Raw genomic sequence first — 19,076 nt, forward strand, 5'->3', positions numbered from 1 at the left:
CGGACATGATCGAGGCCGGAACCGGAACCGCCGTCGCCGCGCGGACGCCCGCTCCCCCGGCGCGCCTCCCCCGGCGCCGCGGCATCGAACTCACCCTCGTCCTGGCGGCCGTCCTGCTGTCGGTGTGCGGCTACTGCGCCGTCGGGCTCGCGCACGACGGCTCCCTCCCGCCCGGCGCCGCCGCCCACGGCGCCGGGCTGGGCGCGTTCGCGCTCCTCGCCCACCTCGCGGTCCGGATGCGCGCCCCGTACGCCGACCCGCTGCCGCTGCCCATCGGCGTGCTGCTCAACGGGCTCGGCCTGGTGCTGATCCACCGGCTGGACCTGGAGACGCCGGGCGACCGCGCGGCCCCGGCGCAGCTGGTCTGGTCGGCGTCCGGCGTGGTGCTGTGCGCCCTGGTCGTGGCCGCGCTGCGGGACCACCGCCTGCTGCGCCGCTACGCCTACGTCAGCGGCGCCGCGGCCCTGGTGCTGCTCACGCTGCCGATCCTGTTCCCCCCGGTGAACGGCGCCCGGATCTGGGTCCGCTTCGCCGGCCTCTCCCTCCAGCCGGGCGAGTTCGCGAAGGTGCTGCTGGCGGTGTTCTTCGCCGCGTACCTGGCCGCGAACCGCGGCGCGCTCGCCCACGCCGGCCGTCGCGTCCCGCGCCTGCGCCGGCTCCAGCTGCCCACCGGACGGGTCCTCGGCCCGATCGTCACCGTGTGGCTGGCGAGCGTCGGCGTGCTGGTCCTGGAACGGGACCTCGGCACGTCGCTGCTGTTCTTCGGCCTGTTCGTGGTGATGCTGTACGTCGCCACGGGCCGCACCGGCTGGATCGCCGTCGGCCTCGCGCTGGCCGCCTCCGGAGCGTGGGCGGTGGGCCGGCTGGAGCCGCACGTGCACGCCCGCATCCAGGACTGGCTGCACCCCTTCGCGTCCGTCGACGCCGGCCAGGGCCCCGGCCAGCTCGCGCAGTCGCTGTTCGCCTTCGCCGCGGGCGGACTGACCGGCACCGGGCTCGGGCTCGGCGACTCGGAGCTGATCGGCTTCGCCGCGAAGTCCGACTTCATCCTGTCCACCGCCGGCGAGGAGCTGGGCCTGGCCGGGCTGGCCGCGGTCCTCGTGCTCTACGCCCTGCTGGTGGAGCGCGGCTTCCGGGCGGGCCTCGCCCTGCGCGACCCGTTCGGGCGGCTGCTCGCGGTGGGGCTCGCCTCGCTCGTGGCGCTCCAGGTGTTCGTCATCGCGGGCGGGGTGACCGGGCTGATCCCGCTGACCGGGATGGCGATGCCGTTCCTGGCGCGGGGCGGCTCCTCGGTGGTCGCCAACTGGGTGATCGTGGCGCTGCTGATCCGGGTGAGCGACGCGGCGCGCCGGGAGTACGACGGGCGGCTCGCCCCGTGAGCCGGCACATCCGGCACGCCGCCGCCTTCTGCGCGCTGCTGCTGGCGGCGCTGCTGGTCAACGCCGCCCGCGTCCAGATCGTCCAGGCCCCCGCCCACGACGCCAACCCGGCCAACCGGCGTGACACGATGGCCCGCTACCGCGAGCCGCGCGGCGACATCCTGGTGGAGGGCCGCCCGGTCACCGGCTCCCGCGACACCCGCGAGCATCTTCGCCACGAACGCACCTACACGGACGGGCCGCTGTACGCGCCGGTGACCGGGTTCGCCTCGCAGCTGTACGGCACGGCGTTCCTGGAGCGCACCGAGGACGCCCTGCTGTCCGGGGCCGACCCGGCACTCAGGCCGCTGCCGCTGTGGAACGACCTCACCCGCGCGCGCCCCTCGGGCGGCGACGTCGTCACCACCCTGCACGCGGCGGCGCAGCGCGCGGCCTTCACGGGGCTCGGCGACCGCAAGGGCGCGGTGGCGGCGGTGGAACCGGCGACGGGACGCGTCCTGGCGCTGGTGTCCACCCCGTCGTACGACCCCGGCGAGCTGTCGGGGAACGGACGGGCGGCGATGCGGGCCTGGGCGCGGCTGAACCGGGACCCGGACCGGCCGATGCTGAACCGGGCGACGCACCGGACGTATCCGCCGGGCTCGACGTTCAAGGTGGTCACCGCGGCGGCGGCGCTGGACGCGGGCGTCGTCCGCGACCTGGACGCCCCCACCCGCACCCCCGTCCCGTACACCCTGCCCGGCACCGCCACGGCCCTGCGCGACAAGGCCCGGGAGTGCCGCGACGCCTCCCTGCGCGAGGCGTTCGAGCGGTCCTGCAACACGGTGTTCGCCAAGCTCGGCGTGGACGTCGGGGTGGAGCGGATGACCGCCGCCGCGCACGCCTTCGGCTTCAACGACCCCGATCCGCGCATCCCCTACCCGGTGGCGACGAGCACCTTCGACACCTCGGTGGACCGGGCCCAGCTGGCGCTGTCGTCGATCGGCCAGTTCAACACGCGGGCGACGCCCTTGCAGATGGCGACGGTCGCGGCCGCCGTCGCGGGCGGCGGGCTGGTGCGCGAGCCGTACCTGGTGGAGCGCCGTACGACGGCCCGCGGGGCCACCGTCTCCACGGCGGGCGCCCTGCCCGCGCGGTGGGCGATGTCGCCGTCGACGGCGCTGCGGCTGCGGCAGCTGATGCGGGACGTGGTGGAGCGGGGCACCGGCCGGGGCGCGGCGATTCCCGGCGCGGTCGTCGGCGGCAAGACCGGCACCGCGCAGCACGGGGTCGGCAACTCCGGGACGCCGTACGCCTGGTTCGTGTCCTGGGCGCAGCGGGAGGGCGATCCGGAGCCGCGGGTGGCGGTCGCGGTGGTGGTGGAGGACGCTGCGGCGGACCGCGGGGACATCACCGGCGGCGGGGTGGCCGCGCCGGTCGCCCGGGCGGTGATGGCGGCGGTTCTCGGCCAGTGAGACGGGGGGTGCCGGGCGAGGGCGCGCCGACCTACCGTTCGGTCATGACCGATCCCACCGCGTACGAACTCGCCCAGGTCAACATCGCCCGTCTCAAGGCCCCGCTGGACTCCCCGCAGTTGAAGGATTTCGTGGACGCGCTCGACCCGGTGAACGCCGACGCCGACGCGGCCGACGGCTTCGTGTGGCGGCTGAAGGGCGACTCCGGCAACGCGACCGACGTGCCCGTGTTCGGGGACTCCTGGCTGATCGTCAACCTGACGGTGTGGCGGGACCCCAACGCCCTGACGGCGTACATGTACCAGGGCCGGCACCGGGAGATGCTGGCCCGGCGCCGGGAGTGGTTCGAACGGCTGGAGGAGGCGGTGACCGCGCTGTGGTGGGTGCCGGCCGGTCACCGTCCGACCGTCGCCGAGGCCGAGGCGCGGCTGCTGCACCTGCGCACCAACGGGCCGACGCCGTACGCCTTCACGCTGCGCACCTCCTTCCCGCCCGAGGGGACCGCGCCGGTGACCGGCGAGGTGGCGGAGGACCTGGGCTGCCCGGTCTGACCGGCGCGCCCTACCCCTGCCCGCCGCCCGCACCGTCCTCGCCCGCCGCACCGTCCTCGCCCGCCGCTCCGTCCTCGATCGCCCGGCTCACCTCGGCGACGCGGTCGCGCTCCTCGGCGGCGAAGCGTTCGGCGTCCAGCCGCTCGGCGACCTCCTCGTCCTGCGCCATCAGCAGGTCGAGGCTCGCGTCGCCGAGCTCGAGGACGCCCATGTCGACGTAGGCCTGCTGGAGGCGCGGCCCCCACAGGCCGATGTCCCTGACGCAGGGGACGATGCGGCTGAAGAGCAGCTTGCGGAACAGGGCGAGGAACTCGGAGCGCTCGGTGAACTCCACCGCCTCGGCCCGCGGCACGCCGAAGTTCTCCAGCACCGCGACGTCGCGCAGCCGGTCGCGCATCAGGTGGCAGCCCTCGATGACGAACTCCTCGCGCTCGCGCAGTTCGGCGTCGGTGAGCTGCCGGTAGTAGTCGCGCAGGGCCATCCGCCCGAAGGCGACGTGGCGGGCCTCGTCCTGCATGACGTAGGCGAGGATCTGCTTGGGCAGGGGCTTGTTCGTGGTGTCCCGGATCATGCCGAAGGCGGCGAGCGCCAGGCCCTCGATCAGCACCTGCATGCCGAGGTAGGGCATGTCCCAGCGGCTGTCGCGGAGGGTGTCGCCCAGCAGGGCCCGAAGGTTGTCGTCGACCGGGTAGAGCATCCCGAGCTTCTCGTGCAGGAAGCGGCCGTAGATCTCGGCGTGCCGGGCCTCGTCCATGGTCTGGGTGGCCGAGTAGAACTTGGCGTCGAGGTCGGGCACGGACTCCACGATGCGGGCGGCGCAGACCATGGCGCCCTGCTCGCCGTGCAGGAACTGGCTGAACTGCCAGGCGGCGAGGTGCCGGCGCAGCTCGCCCCGGTCACGCTCGCCGAGCTTCGCCCAGTACTTGGTGCCGTACAGGGAGAGGTACTCGTCGGGGGTGCCGAGCGGGTCGTGCGGATCGACCTCGAGGTCCCAGTCGATCCGTCTGCGCCCGTCCCACTGCTTGTCCTTGCCCTTCTGGTACAGGGCCAGCAGACGGTCGCGGCCGTCGTCGTACTCCCAGGAGAACCGGGCCGCGCCGGACGCGGGCACCTGCCAGTCGGGACCGTCCGGATCCATCGCGTACAGGTCGAAGGTCGGCATGTTCCGCAGATTCACATGTGGTAGACGGCGGGTCAACAAGTTGCGCACGGGGGATTGACGGGCTTGCTGACAGGCAGTCTCATAAGGAGTGACCGCGGGTAACCCGAACGCGTCCCGCACCGCCCCCGAAAGCCCCCGCACGACGAGGTGGACAGCCCATGACGACCCTGACGGATGCCGACGCGCTCTCCGGCCTGCGTGACGCGCTCGGTCTGCTCAAGGACCGCGAGCAGGTGGCCGAGCGACTGCTCGACTCGTCCGCCAAGCACTCCTTCGACCCCGACAAGGAACTGGACTGGGACGCGCCCTTCGAGGAGGGCAAGTGGTTCTGGCCGCCGGAGCTGGTGTCGCTGTACGACACCCCGATGTGGAAGCAGATGAGCGAGGAGCAGCGGATCCTGCTCTCCCGGCACGAGGCCGCCGCGCTCGCCTCGCTCGGCATCTGGTTCGAGCTGATCCTGATGCAGCTGCTGGTCCGGCACGTCTACGACAAGTCGGCGACCAGCGCCCACGTCAGGTACGCGCTGACCGAGATCGAGGACGAGTGCCGGCACTCCAAGATGTTCGCGCGGCTGATCTCGCGCAGCGAAACGCCCTGGTACCCGGTGAGCCGCACCCATCAGCAGCTCGGCCGGCTGTTCAAGACCATCTCCACCACGCCCGGCTCCTTCACCGCCACGCTCCTCGGCGAGGAGGTGCTCGACTGGATGCAGCGGCTGACCTTCCCGGACGAGCGGGTGCAGACGCTGATCCGCGGGGTCACCCGCATCCACGTCGTGGAGGAGGCCCGCCACGTCCGGTACGCCCGTGAGGAGCTGCGCCGTCAGATGCTGACGGCGCCGAGGTGGTCGCAGGAGTTCACCCGCGTCACCTCCGGGGAGTTCGCGCGCGTCTTCTCGGTCGCGTTCGTCAACCCCGAGGTGTACACGAACGTCGGCCTGGACAAGCGCGAGGCGATGGCCCAGGTCAAGGCCAGCGGCCACCGCCGGGAGGTCATGCAGACCGGGTCCAAGCGCCTGACCGACTTCCTGGACGACATCGGCGTGCTGCGCGGGGTCGGGCGACGGCTGTGGAAGTCGTCGGGGCTGCTGGCCTGAACGCGCCGCACGGGGGCGTCGTGTGGACGGCCGGTGGAGGACCTGCGGACGGACGTGCGGTTACGCTGCCGCCCATGACCCCGCAGGTCCCCACCCCCGCCTACCGCCGGCTCAGCGTCGAGGAGCGGCGCAGCCAGCTGCTCGACGCGGCACTCGGCCTCTTCGCGCACCGCGCGCCCGAGGAGGTCTCGCTGGACGACGTGGCGGAGGCGGCCGGGGTGTCCCGGCCGCTGGTGTACCGGTACTTCCCGGGCGGCAAGCAGCAGCTGTACGAGGCCGCGCTGCGCTCGGCGGCCGAGGAGCTGCGGCAGTGCTTCGACGAGCCCCGGATCGGGCCGCTGCTGCCCCGGCTGCACCGGGCGCTGGACCGCTATCTCGCCTTCGTCGACGGGCACGACACCGGTTTCGCCGCGCTGCTCCAGGGCGGCAGCGTGGTGGAGACGTCCCGGACGACCGCCATCGTGGACGGCGTGCGGCGGGCCGCCGCCGACCACATCATGAGCCACCTCGGCGTCGCCGACCCCGGCCCCCGGCTGCGGATGACGGTCAGGATGTGGATCACGGCGGTGGAGGCCGCCTCGCTGATCTGGCTGGACGAGAACAAACAACCGCCGCTGGAGGAGCTGCGGGACTGGCTGGTGGAGCAGTTCGTCGCGGTCCTGTCGGTGACGGCCCGCCGGGACCCCGCGACGGCGGCGGTGGTGCACGCCCTCGCCACGGAGGATGGCTGAGACTGGAGGGGTGAAGAGCGAAGACACCCCGTTCGAGGGCGGCCCGATGGACGGCCGGGTGCTGCCCGTGCTGCTGGGCATCACCGGGCACCCTCCCAAGACGTACCGCATCCCCGTCCCCGACCCGGCCGGCGGTCCGCCCACGGTCCTGGTCTACCGCCGCGTCTCCCTCGGCCAGGGCCGGCTGACCCGCCGCTGGAAGTACGTCCACGACCCGGAGGGCGAGACGGGCCGCCGCCGGAACCGGCCCTGGCGTTAAATCCCCGGGCGCGGGGCGCGCGGGGCCACGGCGATCCGCCCCGCTGCGAGGTTCCCCGCGCGGGGACACCGCCCTCGGCCGGATCGGCCCGTGCCCACCCGTCCGTCTCGTCCCGCCGCCACGCCGCCCGGCAAGTCGGACGACGCCCACGGGTGACCCCCTTACGCCATCCCGCGCACACCCGCCGCGCGGACCCGCCCGGGCGGCCGCATGCTCGCGGTGCGGAGCGGACCGTCCGCGTCGCACCGGAGGTGATGTCGTGTCAGGAAGGCTTCTGCGACTGGCCTGTACGGCGACCCTGGCCGCCCAGGCCGTGCTCGTGCCGCTGCCCGCCGCAGCCGCCCCCGAACCGGGCGGGCGGCCGGTCGCCGCGCTGCTGACGGACCTTCAGCGGCTGTACCGCGACGCCGAGAAGGCGACCGAGACGTTCAACGCCACAGAGGAGCGGCTGAAGCGGCAGCGCGCCGAGGTCGCCCGGCTCGACCGCGCGCTGGCCCGCGCCCGGCTCGCCCTGCACGACAGCCGGGGCGCTGCGGGCCGGCTCGCCCGCCAGCAGTACCAGGGCAGCACCGACATCTCCCCGTACGTCCGCCTGCTGCTCGCCCGCGATCCGCAGCACGCCCTCGACCAGGGCCATGTCATCGGGCGGCTGGCGCGGGGGCGGGCCGCGACGGTGCGGGAGCTGTCCGACGGTGAGCGCCGCGCCGACGCCCTGGCCCGCCGCGCCCGCGCCGCCCTCGACCGGCAGCTCACCCTCGCCGAACGGCACCGCAGGGCGAAGGACGACGTGCGCGACCGGCTGAACGCCGTCCAGCGCACGCTCGCCTCCCTGAGCGCCGAACAGCTCACCGCGCTGGCCGAGTTCGAGCGCAAGGGCATCGCGAGGGCGCAGCGCCGGTTCATGGCGTCCGGCGCGGTCGGCCGTACCGCCCGCACGCCCTCGCGAGCCGGGGAGCGGGCGCTGCGGCACGCGGTGCGCCAACTGGGGAAGCCGTACGCCTGGGGCGCGGAGGGGCCGGCGTCGTACGACTGCTCGGGGCTCACCCAGCGGGCCTGGGAGCGGGCCGGGACGCCGATCCCGCGTACCAGCCAGGAGCAGTGGGCCCGGCTGACGCGCGTCCCGCTGGAAGAGCTGCGCCCCGGCGACCTGGTCGTGTACTTCCCCGAGGCCACCCATGTCGCCCTCTACCTCGGCGACGGCCTGGTGGTGCACGCCCCGCGCCCGGGCGCCCGCGTCAAGGTCTCCCCCATCGCCGCCAACCCGGTCCTCGGCGCCGTGCGCCCGGACCCGGACGCCGCACCGCTGCCGCGCTACACGCCGCCGGAGCTGCCCGAGGGCGCCCGGGCCGGCTCGGACGAGGGGTACGCCGCTCCCGCGGCGGACGCCCCGGGCGAGGGCCGGACGGCGGACGCCCCGCGCGCGGATCAGGCGCCGGACGCGCCCGAGACCTCCATGAGGTAGGCCTCGGTCTTCTGCGGGTCGTAGAAGTACTCCTCGAAGTCCGCGGGGTTGTTGAACCCGTTGGCGAAACGGTCCGCCACCGGCTGGAGCTGCCCGGCCGCGCCGATCAGGTTCAGCACGTGCTCGGGCGGCGGCGCGAGCATGGCGTTGGTCCACTTGGTGACGTGCTGGGCCGTCTGCCAGTAGCGGTCGAAGGTCTGCTGCATCCAGGCCTCGTCGAACGGCTTGTCACCGTGCTCCAGGATCGAGGCGAGGTAGGTGGCGGCGCACTTGGACGCCGAGTTGGAGCCCTGCCCGGTGATCGGGTCGTTGGCGACGACCACGTCGGCGACGCCGAGGACCAGGCCGCCGCCGGGCAGCCGGCCGATGGGGTTGCGCACGGTCGGGGCGTAGCGGCCGGACAACGTGCCGCCCGCGTCGGTCAGTTCGACCTTGGTGGCCCGCGCGTACTCCCAGGGGAGGAACTTCTCCATGAGTTCCAGGGTCAGGGAGAGGTGTTCGGCGGGGTCCTTGACGCCGTTGAAGACGTCCAGCGGGCCGCCGGGTATGCCCTCCCAGAACAGGATGTCGGCGCGTCCCGAGGTGGTGAACGTCGGCATGATGAACATCTCGCCGACGCCCGGCACCAGGTTGCAGCGGACCGCCTCCATGTCCGGGTGCTCCGGACGCGGGCCCAGCCCGTGGACGTAGGCCACCGCGAGGGCGCGCTGCGGCTCGCTGTACGGGGAGCGGGAGGCGTCCCGGCCGAACATCTGCACGAGCTCGCCCTTGCCCGCGGAGACGAGCACCAGGTCGTACGCGCGGGAGAAGTAGTCCAGGTCGCCGACCGCCGCGCCGTGGATGACCAACTGGCCGCCGCGCTGCGCGAACGTCTCCATCCAGCCGGCCATCTTCACCCGCTGGTCCACGGACTGGGCGAACCCGTCGAGCCGCCCCACCCAGTCGATCGCGCGCTGCGTCGGCCCGGGGTCGTGCGAGCCGGGCGCGGCGACCGAGACGCCGAGGCCCTCGATCTTCGGGGCCTGCGACTCCCAGAAGTTGAGCTGGAGGTCGCGCTCGTGCTGCAGCGCCGTGTGGAACATGCACTGCGTCGACATGACCCGGCCCGAGCGGATCTCGTCCGCGGTCCGGTTCGACATCAGGGTGACCTCGTACCCGTGCGACTGGAGGCCGAGGGCGAGCTGGAGACCGGACTGGCCGGCTCCGACGACGAGTATCTTCCGCATGACGGGCTGTCTCCTACTCGGGGGTTTCGTCGAGCGCGTGGCCCACCAGGGCCAGGAGGGTCTCGATCACGGAGATCCGGCGGCGCGCATCCATGATCATTACAGGTATGTGCTTCGGGATCGTCAACGCCTCCCGCACATCCTCCGGCTCGAACAGCTCACTGCCGTCGAAGTGGTTGACCGCCACGACGTACGGCAGGCCGCAGCTCTCGAAGTAGTCGAGCGCCGGGAAGCAGTCCTTCAGCCGCCGGGTGTCGGCCATCACGACGGCGCCGATCGCGCCGCGCACCAGGTCGTCCCACATGAACCAGAACCGCTGCTGGCCCGGCGTGCCGAACAGGTACAGCACCAGGTCGTCGTCGAGCGTGATGCGGCCGAAGTCCATGGCCACCGTGGTGGTCAGCTTCTCCGGCGTGGCGCTCAGGTCGTCGGTCTCCTCGCTCGCCTCGGTCATCAGCGCCTCGGTCTGCAGGGGCGTGATCTCCGAGACGGCGGTGACCAGCGTGGTCTTGCCGACGCCGAAGCCGCCCGCCACCACGACCTTGGTGGCGATCGGCGCCCGGGTGCGGTCCGTCTGCCAGGACTTGAGATCCTCGTCGGGCTCGGCGACGAGGGGGGAGACGCCCCGAGCGGCGTCAGAGACGACGGAGTCCACTCAGCACCCTTTCCAGCAGCGCGCGGTCGGGCCGGCCCGTGCCGTGCCCGGTTCCCGTGCCGTACACACGGATCTTTCCCTGGTCCGCCAGGTCGCTCAGCAGCACCCGGACCACGCCGAGCGGCATCTTCAGCAGCGCGGCGATCTCGGCCACCGTGCGCATACGGCGGCACAGTTCGACGATGGCCCGCATCTCCGGCATCACCCGGCTGGAGAGCGAGCCGTTGGTCAGCTCCTTGCGCTCCTCGGGCGCCTCCAGCTCGGCCGTGGTCGCCACGAAGGTCTCCACCAGCAGGACGTGCCCGAAGCGGGTACGGCCCCCGGTGAGCGAGTAGGGGCGCACCCGGGCGGCCCTGCGGTCGCCGCCGCGCACCGGCAGCTGCTGTTTCGGCTTTCCGGGCCTGCTGCTGCTCATCGGGCACTCCCCGCCGAGTCGGACTCCAGTGATTTCCGCAGCTCACTGCGGAGTTCGGGCGTCAGCACATGCCCGGCGCGGCCCACGAACAGCGCCATGTGGTACGCGACCACGCTCATGTCGCAGTCGGCGGAGCCGTACACGCCGAGCAGCGAACCGTCGCTGATCGACATCACGAACAGGCTGCCCTCGTCCATCGCGACCATGGTGTGCTTCACGCCGCCGAACTCCAGCAGCTTGGCGGCGCCGATGGTCAGGCTGCCGATGCCGGAGACGAGCGTGGCGAGGTCCGCGGAGGAGCCGCGCGGGCCGGCGTTCCTGCCGTCCCGGGCCCGGCGTGCCTCCTCGTGCCGCCCTGGGTCGGACGAGAGGAGCAGCAGCCCGTCGGAGGAGACGACGGCGACCGAGAGGATGCCGGGCACCTCCTCGACGAGGTTGGTCAGCAGCCAGTGCAGATTGCGGGCCTCACTGCTCAGTCCGAAGGTACTGGGCGCGGTCAACTGCTTGCCTCCTCGACTGTGCCCCCCGTGGCTTCTTCGCTCCGTGCTGGTCGTGCGTGCGGCGCCCGGTCCGTGCGCCGCTCGGCGAGTTCCGCCTCGACGTCCCGGCGGCCGGCCTGCGCCCCCTGGTGGAATCCCCCCAGCCGGCGGCGCAGCGCCTCGGCGTCGACGCCCCCGCCGTGCGCACGGGGCGCCGCGGCGGGCGCGGTGATCTTCGGGGTGCGCTTGGGCAGCCCCTTGTCGGTGACGCGTTCCTCCCCCTCGTCGGGGGTGCGCTCGTGGGCGTCGGGACCGATGGCGTAGGGGTCCTGCCCGTCGCCGGGCGCGGCGGCCGGGGCGTGCGCTGCCGCCGGGGCGGGCTCCGGGTCCGGCTCGGTCGCGGGCGGCGCGGAGTCCGTCCCGGAGGCGCGCTCCGGCGCGGACGCGGTGTCCCGCTCGGCGGTCGGCTCCGGACCGGTTCCGGGGTCCGACGCCACCTCCGGGAGCAGCAGCTCCATCGTCGTCTCGGCGGGGCGTTCGGCGGGCTCGGCCGCCGTGTCCTCGGCGGACTTCGCCGTCACGGCCTCGGCGGATTCCCCGTCCTGCGCCTCCGCGTTCCCGGCCGCCTCAGCCGCCGCGGACTCCGGTGCTGCGGAGTCCCGGGCCGACCGCTCGCGTACGGCCTTCTCCGCCAGCGCGACCAGCGGGTCGCCGTCCTTCGGCCGCCCCGTCAGCACGTTGGAGTTGGCCTCCGCGTCGGCGCCGGGCAGCGAGAAGGACTGCGTGCCGGAGGACGGCTGCGAGGCCGACGGGACCGCGGCGGGCGTCCCCTCGGTGAGCAGGGAGCGCGGCAGGACGACGACGGCCGCGACCCCGCCCTGCTTCTGCTCGCGCAGCTGTACCCGCACCCCGTGCCGGTGGGCGAGCCGCGCGACGACGTAGAGGCCGAGCCCGAGCCCGTCCTCGGCCTCGTGGTCGTAGGGCGCGTCGGGGTCGAAGTCGGCGAGGCGGGCGTTGAGCCGGGTCATCCGCTCGTCGGTCATGCCGATGCCCTCGTCCTGGACGGAGAGCATGACCTCGCCGTTCTCCAGCAGCCAGCCGGAGACCTCGACGGGCAGGTCGGGCGGGGAGAAGGAGGTGGCGTTCTCCAGCAGCTCGGCCAGCAGGTGGCTGAGGTCGTCGGCGGCGAACCCGGCGATGTGCGCGTGCGGCGGCAGCGCTGCGATCCGCACCCGCTCGTACCGCTCGATCTCGCTGACGGCGGCCCGCACGACGTCGACCAGCGGGACGGGCCCGGCGTGGTGCTGACCGTGCTCGGTGCCGGCCAGCACGAGCAGGTTCTCGCTGTGCCGGCGCATGACGGTGGCGAAGTGGTCCAGCTTGAACAGCGTGGCGAGCCGCTCGGGGTCCTGCTCGCGCTCCTCCAAGCCCTCGATGACGGCGAGCTGCCGTTCGACCAGGCCCAGGGTGCGCAGGGCGAGGTTGACGAAGGTGCCGCCGATGCTCTCCCGCAGCCGTTCCAGGTGGGCGGTGGCTTCGGCGAGTTCGTCGCGCAGCTCCTCGCGGGCGTCGGCCATCTTCTGCCGCTGGCCGACCAGGTGCTTGCGGTCGGCCTCCAGCGTGTTGACCCGCTCCTGGAGGGCGACGGCCTGCGCGTGCAGGGCGTTGACGGAGCGGACGACCTGGGCGAACTCGTCGTTGCGGCCGGTGAAGCGGACCGGTTCCTCGGCGGCCGGGTGTTCGGCGCCGGCCAGCCGGGCGGAGCCCAGGCGCAGCACCGCGAGCGGGCGGGTGAGGCTGCGGGCCATGCCGGTGGCGACGCCGACGGCGAGCAGCATCAGGGCGCCGAGGACGGCGATGCGGATCTCCAGCGCGGTGACGTCGTCGTCGCGCAGCTGCTCCAGGGCGTCGGTGCGGCGCTCGTACAGGGAGGACTCCGCGCCGCGCATGAGGTCGACGCGGGCGGAGAGGGCGGCGTCCAGCTTGCCGGTGTCGGTGCCGAGTTCGTCGTCGGTGAGGGCGGGCTGGTCGGTGAGGGCGGCGAGGTACTTCTCGGCGCTGTTGACCTCGGGGCCGGTGACCGTGGAGTCGTAGGTGGTGCGGGCGGCCTTGGTCGCGGTGTCGGCGAAGCCGGCGAGGGCCGCGTCGGACCGCAGCCGGGCCTGCTGGGCGGCGGCGGTGAGCAGGGCGCGCTGCTTGGCGTCGGCGTCCGAGGTGGAGGCGACCTCGGTGGGCAGGCCGGTGACCGGGTCGATGACCGTCTCGGTGCCGCGCGGGACGCCGAGGGCGGCCAGCAGCAGGCCCCGGGCCGCGGCGGCCTGCTGGACGGCCGTGTCCAGCTCGGCGAGGGCGTACGCGCCGGCGCCGGCGCGGGGCGGCAGCCGCTCGGCGAGGTCCTCCGCGAGGCGGTGCAGCTCGGCGATGGCGTCCGAGTAGGCCTCGTGCGCCTCCAGAGCACTGCTCTTGCCGGTGAGCGCCGCTCTGCGCACGGCCGCGATGCCGTCGAGGTCGGAGCGCAGCGCGGCGGGCGTGTCGGTGTCGGCGCGCAGCTCCTCGACCTGCCGGTCCACCCGGGCGCTGCGCTCCTCGGAGGGCGCCTTGTCCTTGGGGCGGCCGGCGGCGATGTACGGGGTGACCTCGTCGCGCTCGTCGGCGAGGGAGTGCGCGAGGACGAGGGCGTCCTGCGTCTGCTCCGCCAGCGTCACCAGGTCCTGGCTGTCGCTCAGCTGCCCGGAGGCGGCGATCACCGAGGGCGCTCCCGCCCCGGCGATGGCGGCGGCCACGACGGCGACGGCCACGATCAGCCGGTTGCGTACGTGGGTCGGACGGCCCTTGCCGACCGGGGTGCTCTCGGCGCCCCCTTCCGAGGCCGCCTGCTTGCCTGTGCGCCGAGGCCGCGTCTTCTGCACCGGTGCTCGCATTCCTGACTCGTGTACCCATGGGCCCGGGTGACGTTCCGTCAACTGGTGTGCGCACCCGGTGCGGTTCCGGTCCCCGACCCTCCCAGTGCCGGTGGTCAGGGGTCGCACATCGCCCGACCCGCCACCCGAAGGAGTGAACATCCTCGGGGAGTTGGCGGGCAAGTTCCTCCGGCGTGTGCCAGGGCGCGGCGCGGCGAGCCGGTTGGACGTGGGCGGCGGGCTTTGGCAGTATTCGCCGCCACGCTTTCCCGGAGTGCTCCATTCCGACCCAAAACCGGCGACTGACCTGCGGGTGTGCAGCGTTTCCGTGACGACCGGCACCTGTTCGCGGGCGGTGTGAAGGGCTCGTGCAGACTGGCCGGATGCGCACGGAACTTGTCTCGGAGCCCGGCGACCCGCAGTACCCCAACGAGGACTTCGCCGGTGTCGGACTGCCCGCCTCCGGGCAGGGCGGTTCCCTGGTACTGCTGGACGGGGTGACCCCGCCGAGTGGCGGGACGGGCTGTCTGCATTCCGTTCCCTGGTACACGGCCAGGCTCGGCGGAGCGCTGACCGAACTGACCGTTTCCCTCCCGGATGTTCCGCTGGCCGAGGCCCTGGCGCGGGCGATCGCCCGTACCGCGGCGGCGCACGCGGAGGACTGTGACCTTTCTCACCCCCGCACTCCGCAGGCAACCGTCGCCGTGGCCCGCTGGTCCCCGGCGGCCGTCGAGTACCTGGTCCTGTCCGACTCCGTCCTGCTGGTCCGCGCCCCCGACGGCACGGTCACCCCGTACCTCGACGACCGGCTGGCCCGGCTGCCGCGCGCCGCCCTGGCCACCGACGCCCTGGTCGACGCCACCCTGCGCAACAGGGAGGGCGGCTTCTTCACGGCGGCGGCGGATCCGGCCGTGGCGGCGCGGGCGGTGACGGGAACCCTGCCGCGCGCGGAGGTGACGGCGCTGGCGGCGCTCACGGACGGGGCGGCGCGGTGGACGGAGACGTTCGGGGAGGGCGACTGGACGGACCTGTTCGCCTTCCTGGAGAAGCGGGGCGCGCAGGCGCTGGTGGACCGGGTCCGCGCGCTGGAGCGGGCCGACCGCGGGACCCGCGTGCGCCTCGGGCGCGGCAAGACCCACGACGACGCGACGGCGGCGCTGGTCCACCTGTGAGGCGCACCCTCCGGTGAGCCCCGCCTCCCGGTCGCCCCCTACGTCCCCTGCGTCACCTCTCCATGCCCACGTTCAGCTGGTGGAGCAGCCGGGCCAGCTCGGCGACCTCGCGGCGGTCCCAGTCGGCGAGCTGGCTGACGTACCGGGCACGGCGGGCCTCGCGGACGCGCTGGACGCGGGTGCGGCCCTCGTCGGTGAGGCGCACCAGGGACGCGCGCCCGTCGGCGGGGTCGGGTTCGCGCGCCACCAGGCCCAGCTCCTCCAGGGCGCGCAGCTGCCGGGACATGGTGGCCTTGCCGATGCCGATGTAGGCGGCCAGTTCGGTGGCCCGCTGCCGGCCGCACTCGTCCAGCCGCACCAGCAGCCCGTACGCGGCGCTCTCCAGGTCCGGGTGGACCGCGCGGGCCATCTCGCCCTGGTTGGCCCGCACCCGGCGCATGAAGACGGTCAGTTCCCGCTCCAGGGAGAGGAACTCCGGGTCCACACCGCCCGGCAGGCCGCCGTTCTGGTCCTCGCGCACGTCAGCACCCCTGCTCCGGTTTTCCCGCTGCTGAAAGTTCTCGTCAATGCCCCGCGTCGCCGCAGCTCCGCCAGTATTTCGCAGGCGTAGACCAACGGCGGCCACCGGCGCCCCTTCCCGGCGGCCCTCTCCGCGCGTAGCGTCACGACCGGGCCGCGTAGGCATGTACACGACACCAACCGAGTACGGACGGCCGTACGCGCACGACCGTCACCCCAACGGCCCGCACTCCCCTGCTCCCCCCACCGCGCACCACCGAGTCCACGGAGGCACGCTGATGCCCGTGCACAGACCCGGAACCACCCGCTCCCGCCGCCTCGCCCTCGCCGGGGCCCTGCTCGCCGCCCTCTGCCTCGTCCCCGCCGTCCTGTCCGCCCCGGCAGCGGCCGATGCCGACGACGTCCCCGCCCGCGGCACCGCGTACATGGGCATGGGCGTGCTGGCCCACGACGGAAGGCACGGTGTCCCCACCACCAGGGCCGTCCAGACCGAGGGCGTCGACGTCAGCGGCCACCAGGGCAACGTCGCCTGGACGACCCTGTGGAACAGCGGCGTCCGCTGGGCCTACGTCAAGGCCACCGAGGGGACGTACTTCAAGAACGGGTACTTCGCCCAGCAGTACAACGGCTCCTACAACGTCGGCATGATCCGGGGCTCGTACCACTTCGCCACCCCCGACACCACGACCGGCGCCGCCCAGGCCCACTACTTCGTCGACAACGGCGGCGGCTGGTCCCGCGACGGCCGCACCCTGCCCGGCGCGCTCGACATCGAGTGGAACCCGTACGGCGCCGCCTGCTACGGCAAGACCCAGGCGCAGATGGTCGCCTGGATCCGTGACTTCCTGAACACCTACAAGGCCCGCACCGGCCGCGACGCGGTGATCTACACCGCCACGAGCTGGTGGACCCAGTGCACCGGCAACTACTCGGGATTCGGCGCCACCAACCCCCTGTGGATCGCCCGCTACGCCTCCACCGTGGGCACGCTGCCGGCCGGATGGGCGTACTACACGATGTGGCAGTACACCTCGACCGGGCCGACGGTGGGCGACCACGACAAGTTCAACGGCGCCCTGGACCGGGTGCAGGCGCTCGCCTACGGCTGATGCCCGGGAGGTGAGCGGGGCCCGGTTCTCCCGCGCGGGAGAACCGGGCCCCGCAGCCGTCACGCCGCGACCGGCACCTCGGTGGTCGTGGTCGCCGGGGTCAGTGCCAGGTCCAGGACCTGGCGGACGTCGGTGACCGTGTGGACGTCGAGCTTCTCCAAAACCTCCGCGGGCACGTCGTCCAGGTCGGGCTCGTTGCGCTTGGGGATGATCACCGTGGTGACGCCCGCCCGGTGCGCGGCGAGCAGCTTCTGCTTGACGCCGCCGATGGGCAGCACCCGCCCGGTCAGCGAGACCTCGCCGGTCATGGCCACGTCCGTGCGGACCAGGCGGCCGGAGAGCAGGGACGCCAGGGCCGTCGTCATCGTGATGCCGGCGCTCGGGCCGTCCTTGGGGACCGCGCCCGCCGGGAAGTGGATGTGGACGCCCCGGTCCTTCAGGTCGCCGACCGGCAGTTCCAGCTCGGCGCCGTGGGAGCGCAGGAAGCTCAGCGCGATCTGCGCGGACTCCTTCATCACGTCGCCGAGCTGGCCCGTCAGGGTCAGGCCCGCCGCACCCGTCTCCGCGTCGGCGAGGGACGCCTCGACGTAGAGGACGTCACCGCCCGCGCCGGTCACCGCGAGGCCCGTGGCCACGCCGGGCACCGCCGTGCGCCGCTCGGCCGGGTCCTGGGCGGACTCGGGAACGTGGTGCGGCCGGCCGATCAGGTCGCGCAGATCGGCGTCGGTGACTGTGAACGGCAGCTTCCGCTCGCCCAGTTCGTGCTGCGCGGCGATCTTGCGCAGCAGCCGGGCGACCGAGCGCTCCAGATTGCGCACGCCCGCCTCACGGGTGTACTCGCCGGCGAGCTTGCGCAGCGCGCTCTCGTCCAGGGTCACCTCGTCCTTGCCGAGCCCGGCGCGCTCCAGCTGGCGCGGCACCAGGTGGTCACGGGCGATGACGACCTTCTCGTCCTCGGTGTAGCCGTCGAGGCGGACGATCTCCATGCGGTCGGCGAGCGCCTCGGGGATGGCCTCCAGGACGTTGGCGGTGGCCAGGAAGACGACGTCGGAGAGGTCGAGTTCGACCTCCAGGTAGTGGTCGCGGAAGGTGTGGTTCTGAGCCGGGTCGAGGACTTCCAGGAGGGCCGCCGCGGGGTCGCCGCGGAAGTCGGAGCCGACCTTGTCGATCTCGTCCAGCAGCACGACCGGGTTCATCGAGCCGGCCTCCTTGACCGCGCGCACGATCCGGCCGGGCAGCGCGCCGACGTAGGTGCGGCGGTGGCCGCGGATCTCCGCCTCGTCGCGGACGCCGCCGAGGGCGACGCGGACGAACTTGCGGCCCATGGCGTGCGCGACGGACTCGCCGAGGCTGGTCTTGCCGACGCCGGGCGGGCCGACCAGGGCGAGCACCGCGCCGCCGCGCCGTCCGCCGACGACGCCGAGGCCCCGCTCGGCACGCCGCTTGCGCACCGCGAGGTACTCGGTGATGCGTTCCTTCACGTCCTCCAGGCCCGCGTGCTCGGCGTCGAGGACGGCCTTGGCGCCCCGGATGTCGTAGGCGTCCTCGGTGCGCTCGTTCCACGGCAGTTCGAGGACGGTGTCGAGCCAGGTGCGGATCCAGGAGCCCTCGGGCGACTGGTCGCTGGCCCGCTCCAGCTTGTCGACCTCCTTGAGGGCGGCCTCGCGGACCTTCTCGGGCAGGTCGGCGGCCTCGACGCGGGCGCGGTAGTCGTCGGACTCCTCCCCCTCCTTCTCGCCGTTCAGCTCCCGCAGCTCCTTGCGGACGGCCTCCAGCTGGCGGCGCAGCAGGAACTCGCGCTGCTGCTTGTCGACGCCTTCCTGGACGTCCTTGGCGATGGTCTCGGCGACGTCCTGCTCGGCGAGGTGGTCGCGCAACTGCTGGGTGGCGAGCCGGAGGCGGGCCACCGGGTCGGCGGTCTCCAGCAGCTCGATCTTCTGGTCGGCGGTCAGGAACGGCGAGTAGCCGGAGTTGTCGGCGAGCGCGGAGACGTCGTCGATGGCCTGGACGCGGTCCACGACCTGCCAGGCGCCGCGCTTCTTCAGCCAGGCCGTGGCGAGGGCCTTGTACTCCTTGACGAGTTCGGTGACCTGTCCGGGCAGCGGGTCGGGCAGGGTCTCGTCGACGCGCGTGCCCTCGACCCACAGGGCGGCGCCCGGACCGGTGGTGCCGGCGCCGATGCGCACCCGTCCGCGCCCGCGGATCAGCGCGCCGGGGTCGCCGTCGGCGAGCCGTCCGACCTGCTCGACGGTGCCGAGCACGCCGGTGTTGGCGTAGGTGCCGTCGATCCTCGGGACGAGCAGCACCTTGGGCTTTCCGGGCTCCGACCGGGCGGCGGCCTGCGCGGCCTCCACCGCGGCCCTGACCTCGGCGTCGCTCAGGTCCAGCGGAACCACCATCCCGGGCAGGACGACCTCGCCGTCGAGCGGCAGCACGGGCAGGGTGAGCGGTGTGAACGGCGCGGACTCAGCAGCCATGATCTCCCCTTCGGCAGTCAAGTTGAGCT

The 19,076-nt window shown here is 73.5% G+C and carries 17 protein-coding genes; 9 read left to right on the top strand and 8 right to left on the bottom strand.

Annotated elements, in window-relative coordinates; all coding sequences use genetic code 11:
• Positions 1–5: 5 nt before the first annotated feature.
• The 3 genes from ACZ6KF_RS23260 to ACZ6KF_RS23270 are packed head-to-tail and all read left to right on the top strand — an operon-like array spanning position 6 to position 3,384.
• A complete protein-coding gene (locus ACZ6KF_RS23260; RefSeq protein WP_469239879.1) occupies positions 6–1,379 on the top strand; it encodes an FtsW/RodA/SpoVE family cell cycle protein in 1,374 nt (457 codons plus the stop codon).
• Positions 1,376–2,833 (top strand): penicillin-binding transpeptidase domain-containing protein, encoded by a 1,458-nt coding sequence (locus ACZ6KF_RS23265; protein WP_469177303.1) that lies wholly within the window; start codon positions 1,376–1,378, stop codon positions 2,831–2,833. Before ACZ6KF_RS23260 ends, ACZ6KF_RS23265 begins: the two co-directional genes overlap by 4 nt.
• 44 nt (positions 2,834–2,877) lie before the next feature.
• The gene (locus ACZ6KF_RS23270) at positions 2,878–3,384 is read left to right on the top strand and encodes a DUF3291 domain-containing protein (protein ID WP_356626599.1); all 507 of its coding nucleotides are present in this window, start codon (positions 2,878–2,880) and stop codon (positions 3,382–3,384) included.
• A 10-nt stretch (positions 3,385–3,394) separates the two neighbouring features.
• On the opposite strand, the gene ACZ6KF_RS23275 is transcribed toward ACZ6KF_RS23270, so the two are convergent.
• On the bottom strand, positions 3,395–4,546 hold the full coding sequence (locus ACZ6KF_RS23275; RefSeq protein WP_469239881.1) for a ferritin-like domain-containing protein: 1,152 nt from the start codon (positions 4,544–4,546) through the stop codon (positions 3,395–3,397).
• A 158-nt stretch (positions 4,547–4,704) separates the two neighbouring features.
• On the opposite strand from ACZ6KF_RS23275, the gene ACZ6KF_RS23280 reads away from it, so the two are divergent.
• The 4 genes from ACZ6KF_RS23280 to ACZ6KF_RS23295 all read left to right on the top strand — a co-directional run bounded on the left by ACZ6KF_RS23280 (position 4,705) and on the right by ACZ6KF_RS23295 (position 8,095).
• Positions 4,705–5,643, top strand: coding sequence for an AurF N-oxygenase family protein (locus tag ACZ6KF_RS23280; RefSeq protein WP_469239883.1), 939 nt, complete (start codon positions 4,705–4,707; stop codon positions 5,641–5,643).
• Positions 5,644–5,717: 74 nt separating this feature from the next.
• Entirely contained in the window at positions 5,718–6,374 is a 657-nt protein-coding gene (locus ACZ6KF_RS23285; RefSeq protein WP_356626594.1) for a TetR/AcrR family transcriptional regulator, read from the top strand.
• On the top strand, positions 6,367–6,633 hold the full coding sequence (locus tag ACZ6KF_RS23290) for a hypothetical protein (protein WP_356626592.1): 267 nt from the start codon (positions 6,367–6,369) through the stop codon (positions 6,631–6,633). The genes ACZ6KF_RS23285 and ACZ6KF_RS23290 overlap by 8 nt, the downstream gene beginning before the upstream one ends.
• 259 nt (positions 6,634–6,892) lie before the next feature.
• Positions 6,893–8,095: a C40 family peptidase gene (locus tag ACZ6KF_RS23295; RefSeq protein WP_469157356.1), complete on the top strand. Its 1,203-nt coding sequence runs from the start codon at positions 6,893–6,895 to the stop codon at positions 8,093–8,095.
• Here the strand turns inward: ACZ6KF_RS23295 and ACZ6KF_RS23300 are convergent.
• From ACZ6KF_RS23300 to ACZ6KF_RS23320, 5 genes are read right to left on the bottom strand one after another with little or no spacing between them, the layout of a single operon-like run.
• A complete protein-coding gene (locus tag ACZ6KF_RS23300; protein ID WP_356626588.1) occupies positions 8,059–9,321 on the bottom strand; it encodes a styrene monooxygenase/indole monooxygenase family protein in 1,263 nt (420 codons plus the stop codon). The genes ACZ6KF_RS23295 and ACZ6KF_RS23300 overlap by 37 nt on opposite strands.
• A 13-nt stretch (positions 9,322–9,334) precedes the next feature.
• The gene (locus tag ACZ6KF_RS23305; protein WP_356626586.1) at positions 9,335–9,976 is read right to left on the bottom strand and encodes a GTP-binding protein; all 642 of its coding nucleotides are present in this window, start codon (positions 9,974–9,976) and stop codon (positions 9,335–9,337) included.
• On the bottom strand, positions 9,957–10,391 hold the full coding sequence (locus ACZ6KF_RS23310; RefSeq protein ID WP_356626584.1) for a DUF742 domain-containing protein: 435 nt from the start codon (positions 10,389–10,391) through the stop codon (positions 9,957–9,959). Before ACZ6KF_RS23310 ends, ACZ6KF_RS23305 begins: the two co-directional genes overlap by 20 nt.
• Positions 10,388–10,891, bottom strand: coding sequence for a roadblock/LC7 domain-containing protein (locus ACZ6KF_RS23315; protein WP_356626582.1), 504 nt, complete (start codon positions 10,889–10,891; stop codon positions 10,388–10,390). The genes ACZ6KF_RS23310 and ACZ6KF_RS23315 overlap by 4 nt, the downstream gene beginning before the upstream one ends.
• A complete protein-coding gene (locus ACZ6KF_RS23320; RefSeq protein ID WP_469239885.1) occupies positions 10,888–13,779 on the bottom strand; it encodes a sensor histidine kinase in 2,892 nt (963 codons plus the stop codon). Before ACZ6KF_RS23320 ends, ACZ6KF_RS23315 begins: the two co-directional genes overlap by 4 nt.
• Positions 13,780–14,153: 374 nt before the next feature.
• Between ACZ6KF_RS23320 and ACZ6KF_RS23325 the strand changes: the two genes are divergently transcribed.
• Positions 14,154–14,942, top strand: coding sequence for a protein phosphatase 2C domain-containing protein (locus ACZ6KF_RS23325; protein WP_469239887.1), 789 nt, complete (start codon positions 14,154–14,156; stop codon positions 14,940–14,942).
• Positions 14,943–14,994: 52 nt separating this feature from the next.
• Here the strand turns inward: ACZ6KF_RS23325 and ACZ6KF_RS23330 are convergent, their stop codons facing one another.
• Positions 14,995–15,462, bottom strand: coding sequence for a MarR family winged helix-turn-helix transcriptional regulator (locus ACZ6KF_RS23330; RefSeq protein WP_469239889.1), 468 nt, complete (start codon positions 15,460–15,462; stop codon positions 14,995–14,997).
• Between the two features lie 277 nt (positions 15,463–15,739).
• On the opposite strand from ACZ6KF_RS23330, the gene ACZ6KF_RS23335 reads away from it, so the two are divergent.
• On the top strand, positions 15,740–16,570 hold the full coding sequence (locus ACZ6KF_RS23335) for a lysozyme (RefSeq protein ID WP_469157358.1): 831 nt from the start codon (positions 15,740–15,742) through the stop codon (positions 16,568–16,570).
• Positions 16,571–16,629: 59 nt separating this feature from the next.
• Here the strand turns inward: ACZ6KF_RS23335 and lon are convergent, their stop codons facing one another.
• On the bottom strand, positions 16,630–19,047 hold the full coding sequence (gene lon, locus ACZ6KF_RS23340; protein WP_469239891.1) for an endopeptidase La: 2,418 nt from the start codon (positions 19,045–19,047) through the stop codon (positions 16,630–16,632).
• Positions 19,048–19,076: the final 29 nt, after the last annotated feature.

This window comes from Streptomyces sp. NPDC046379, from assembly GCF_055587785.1.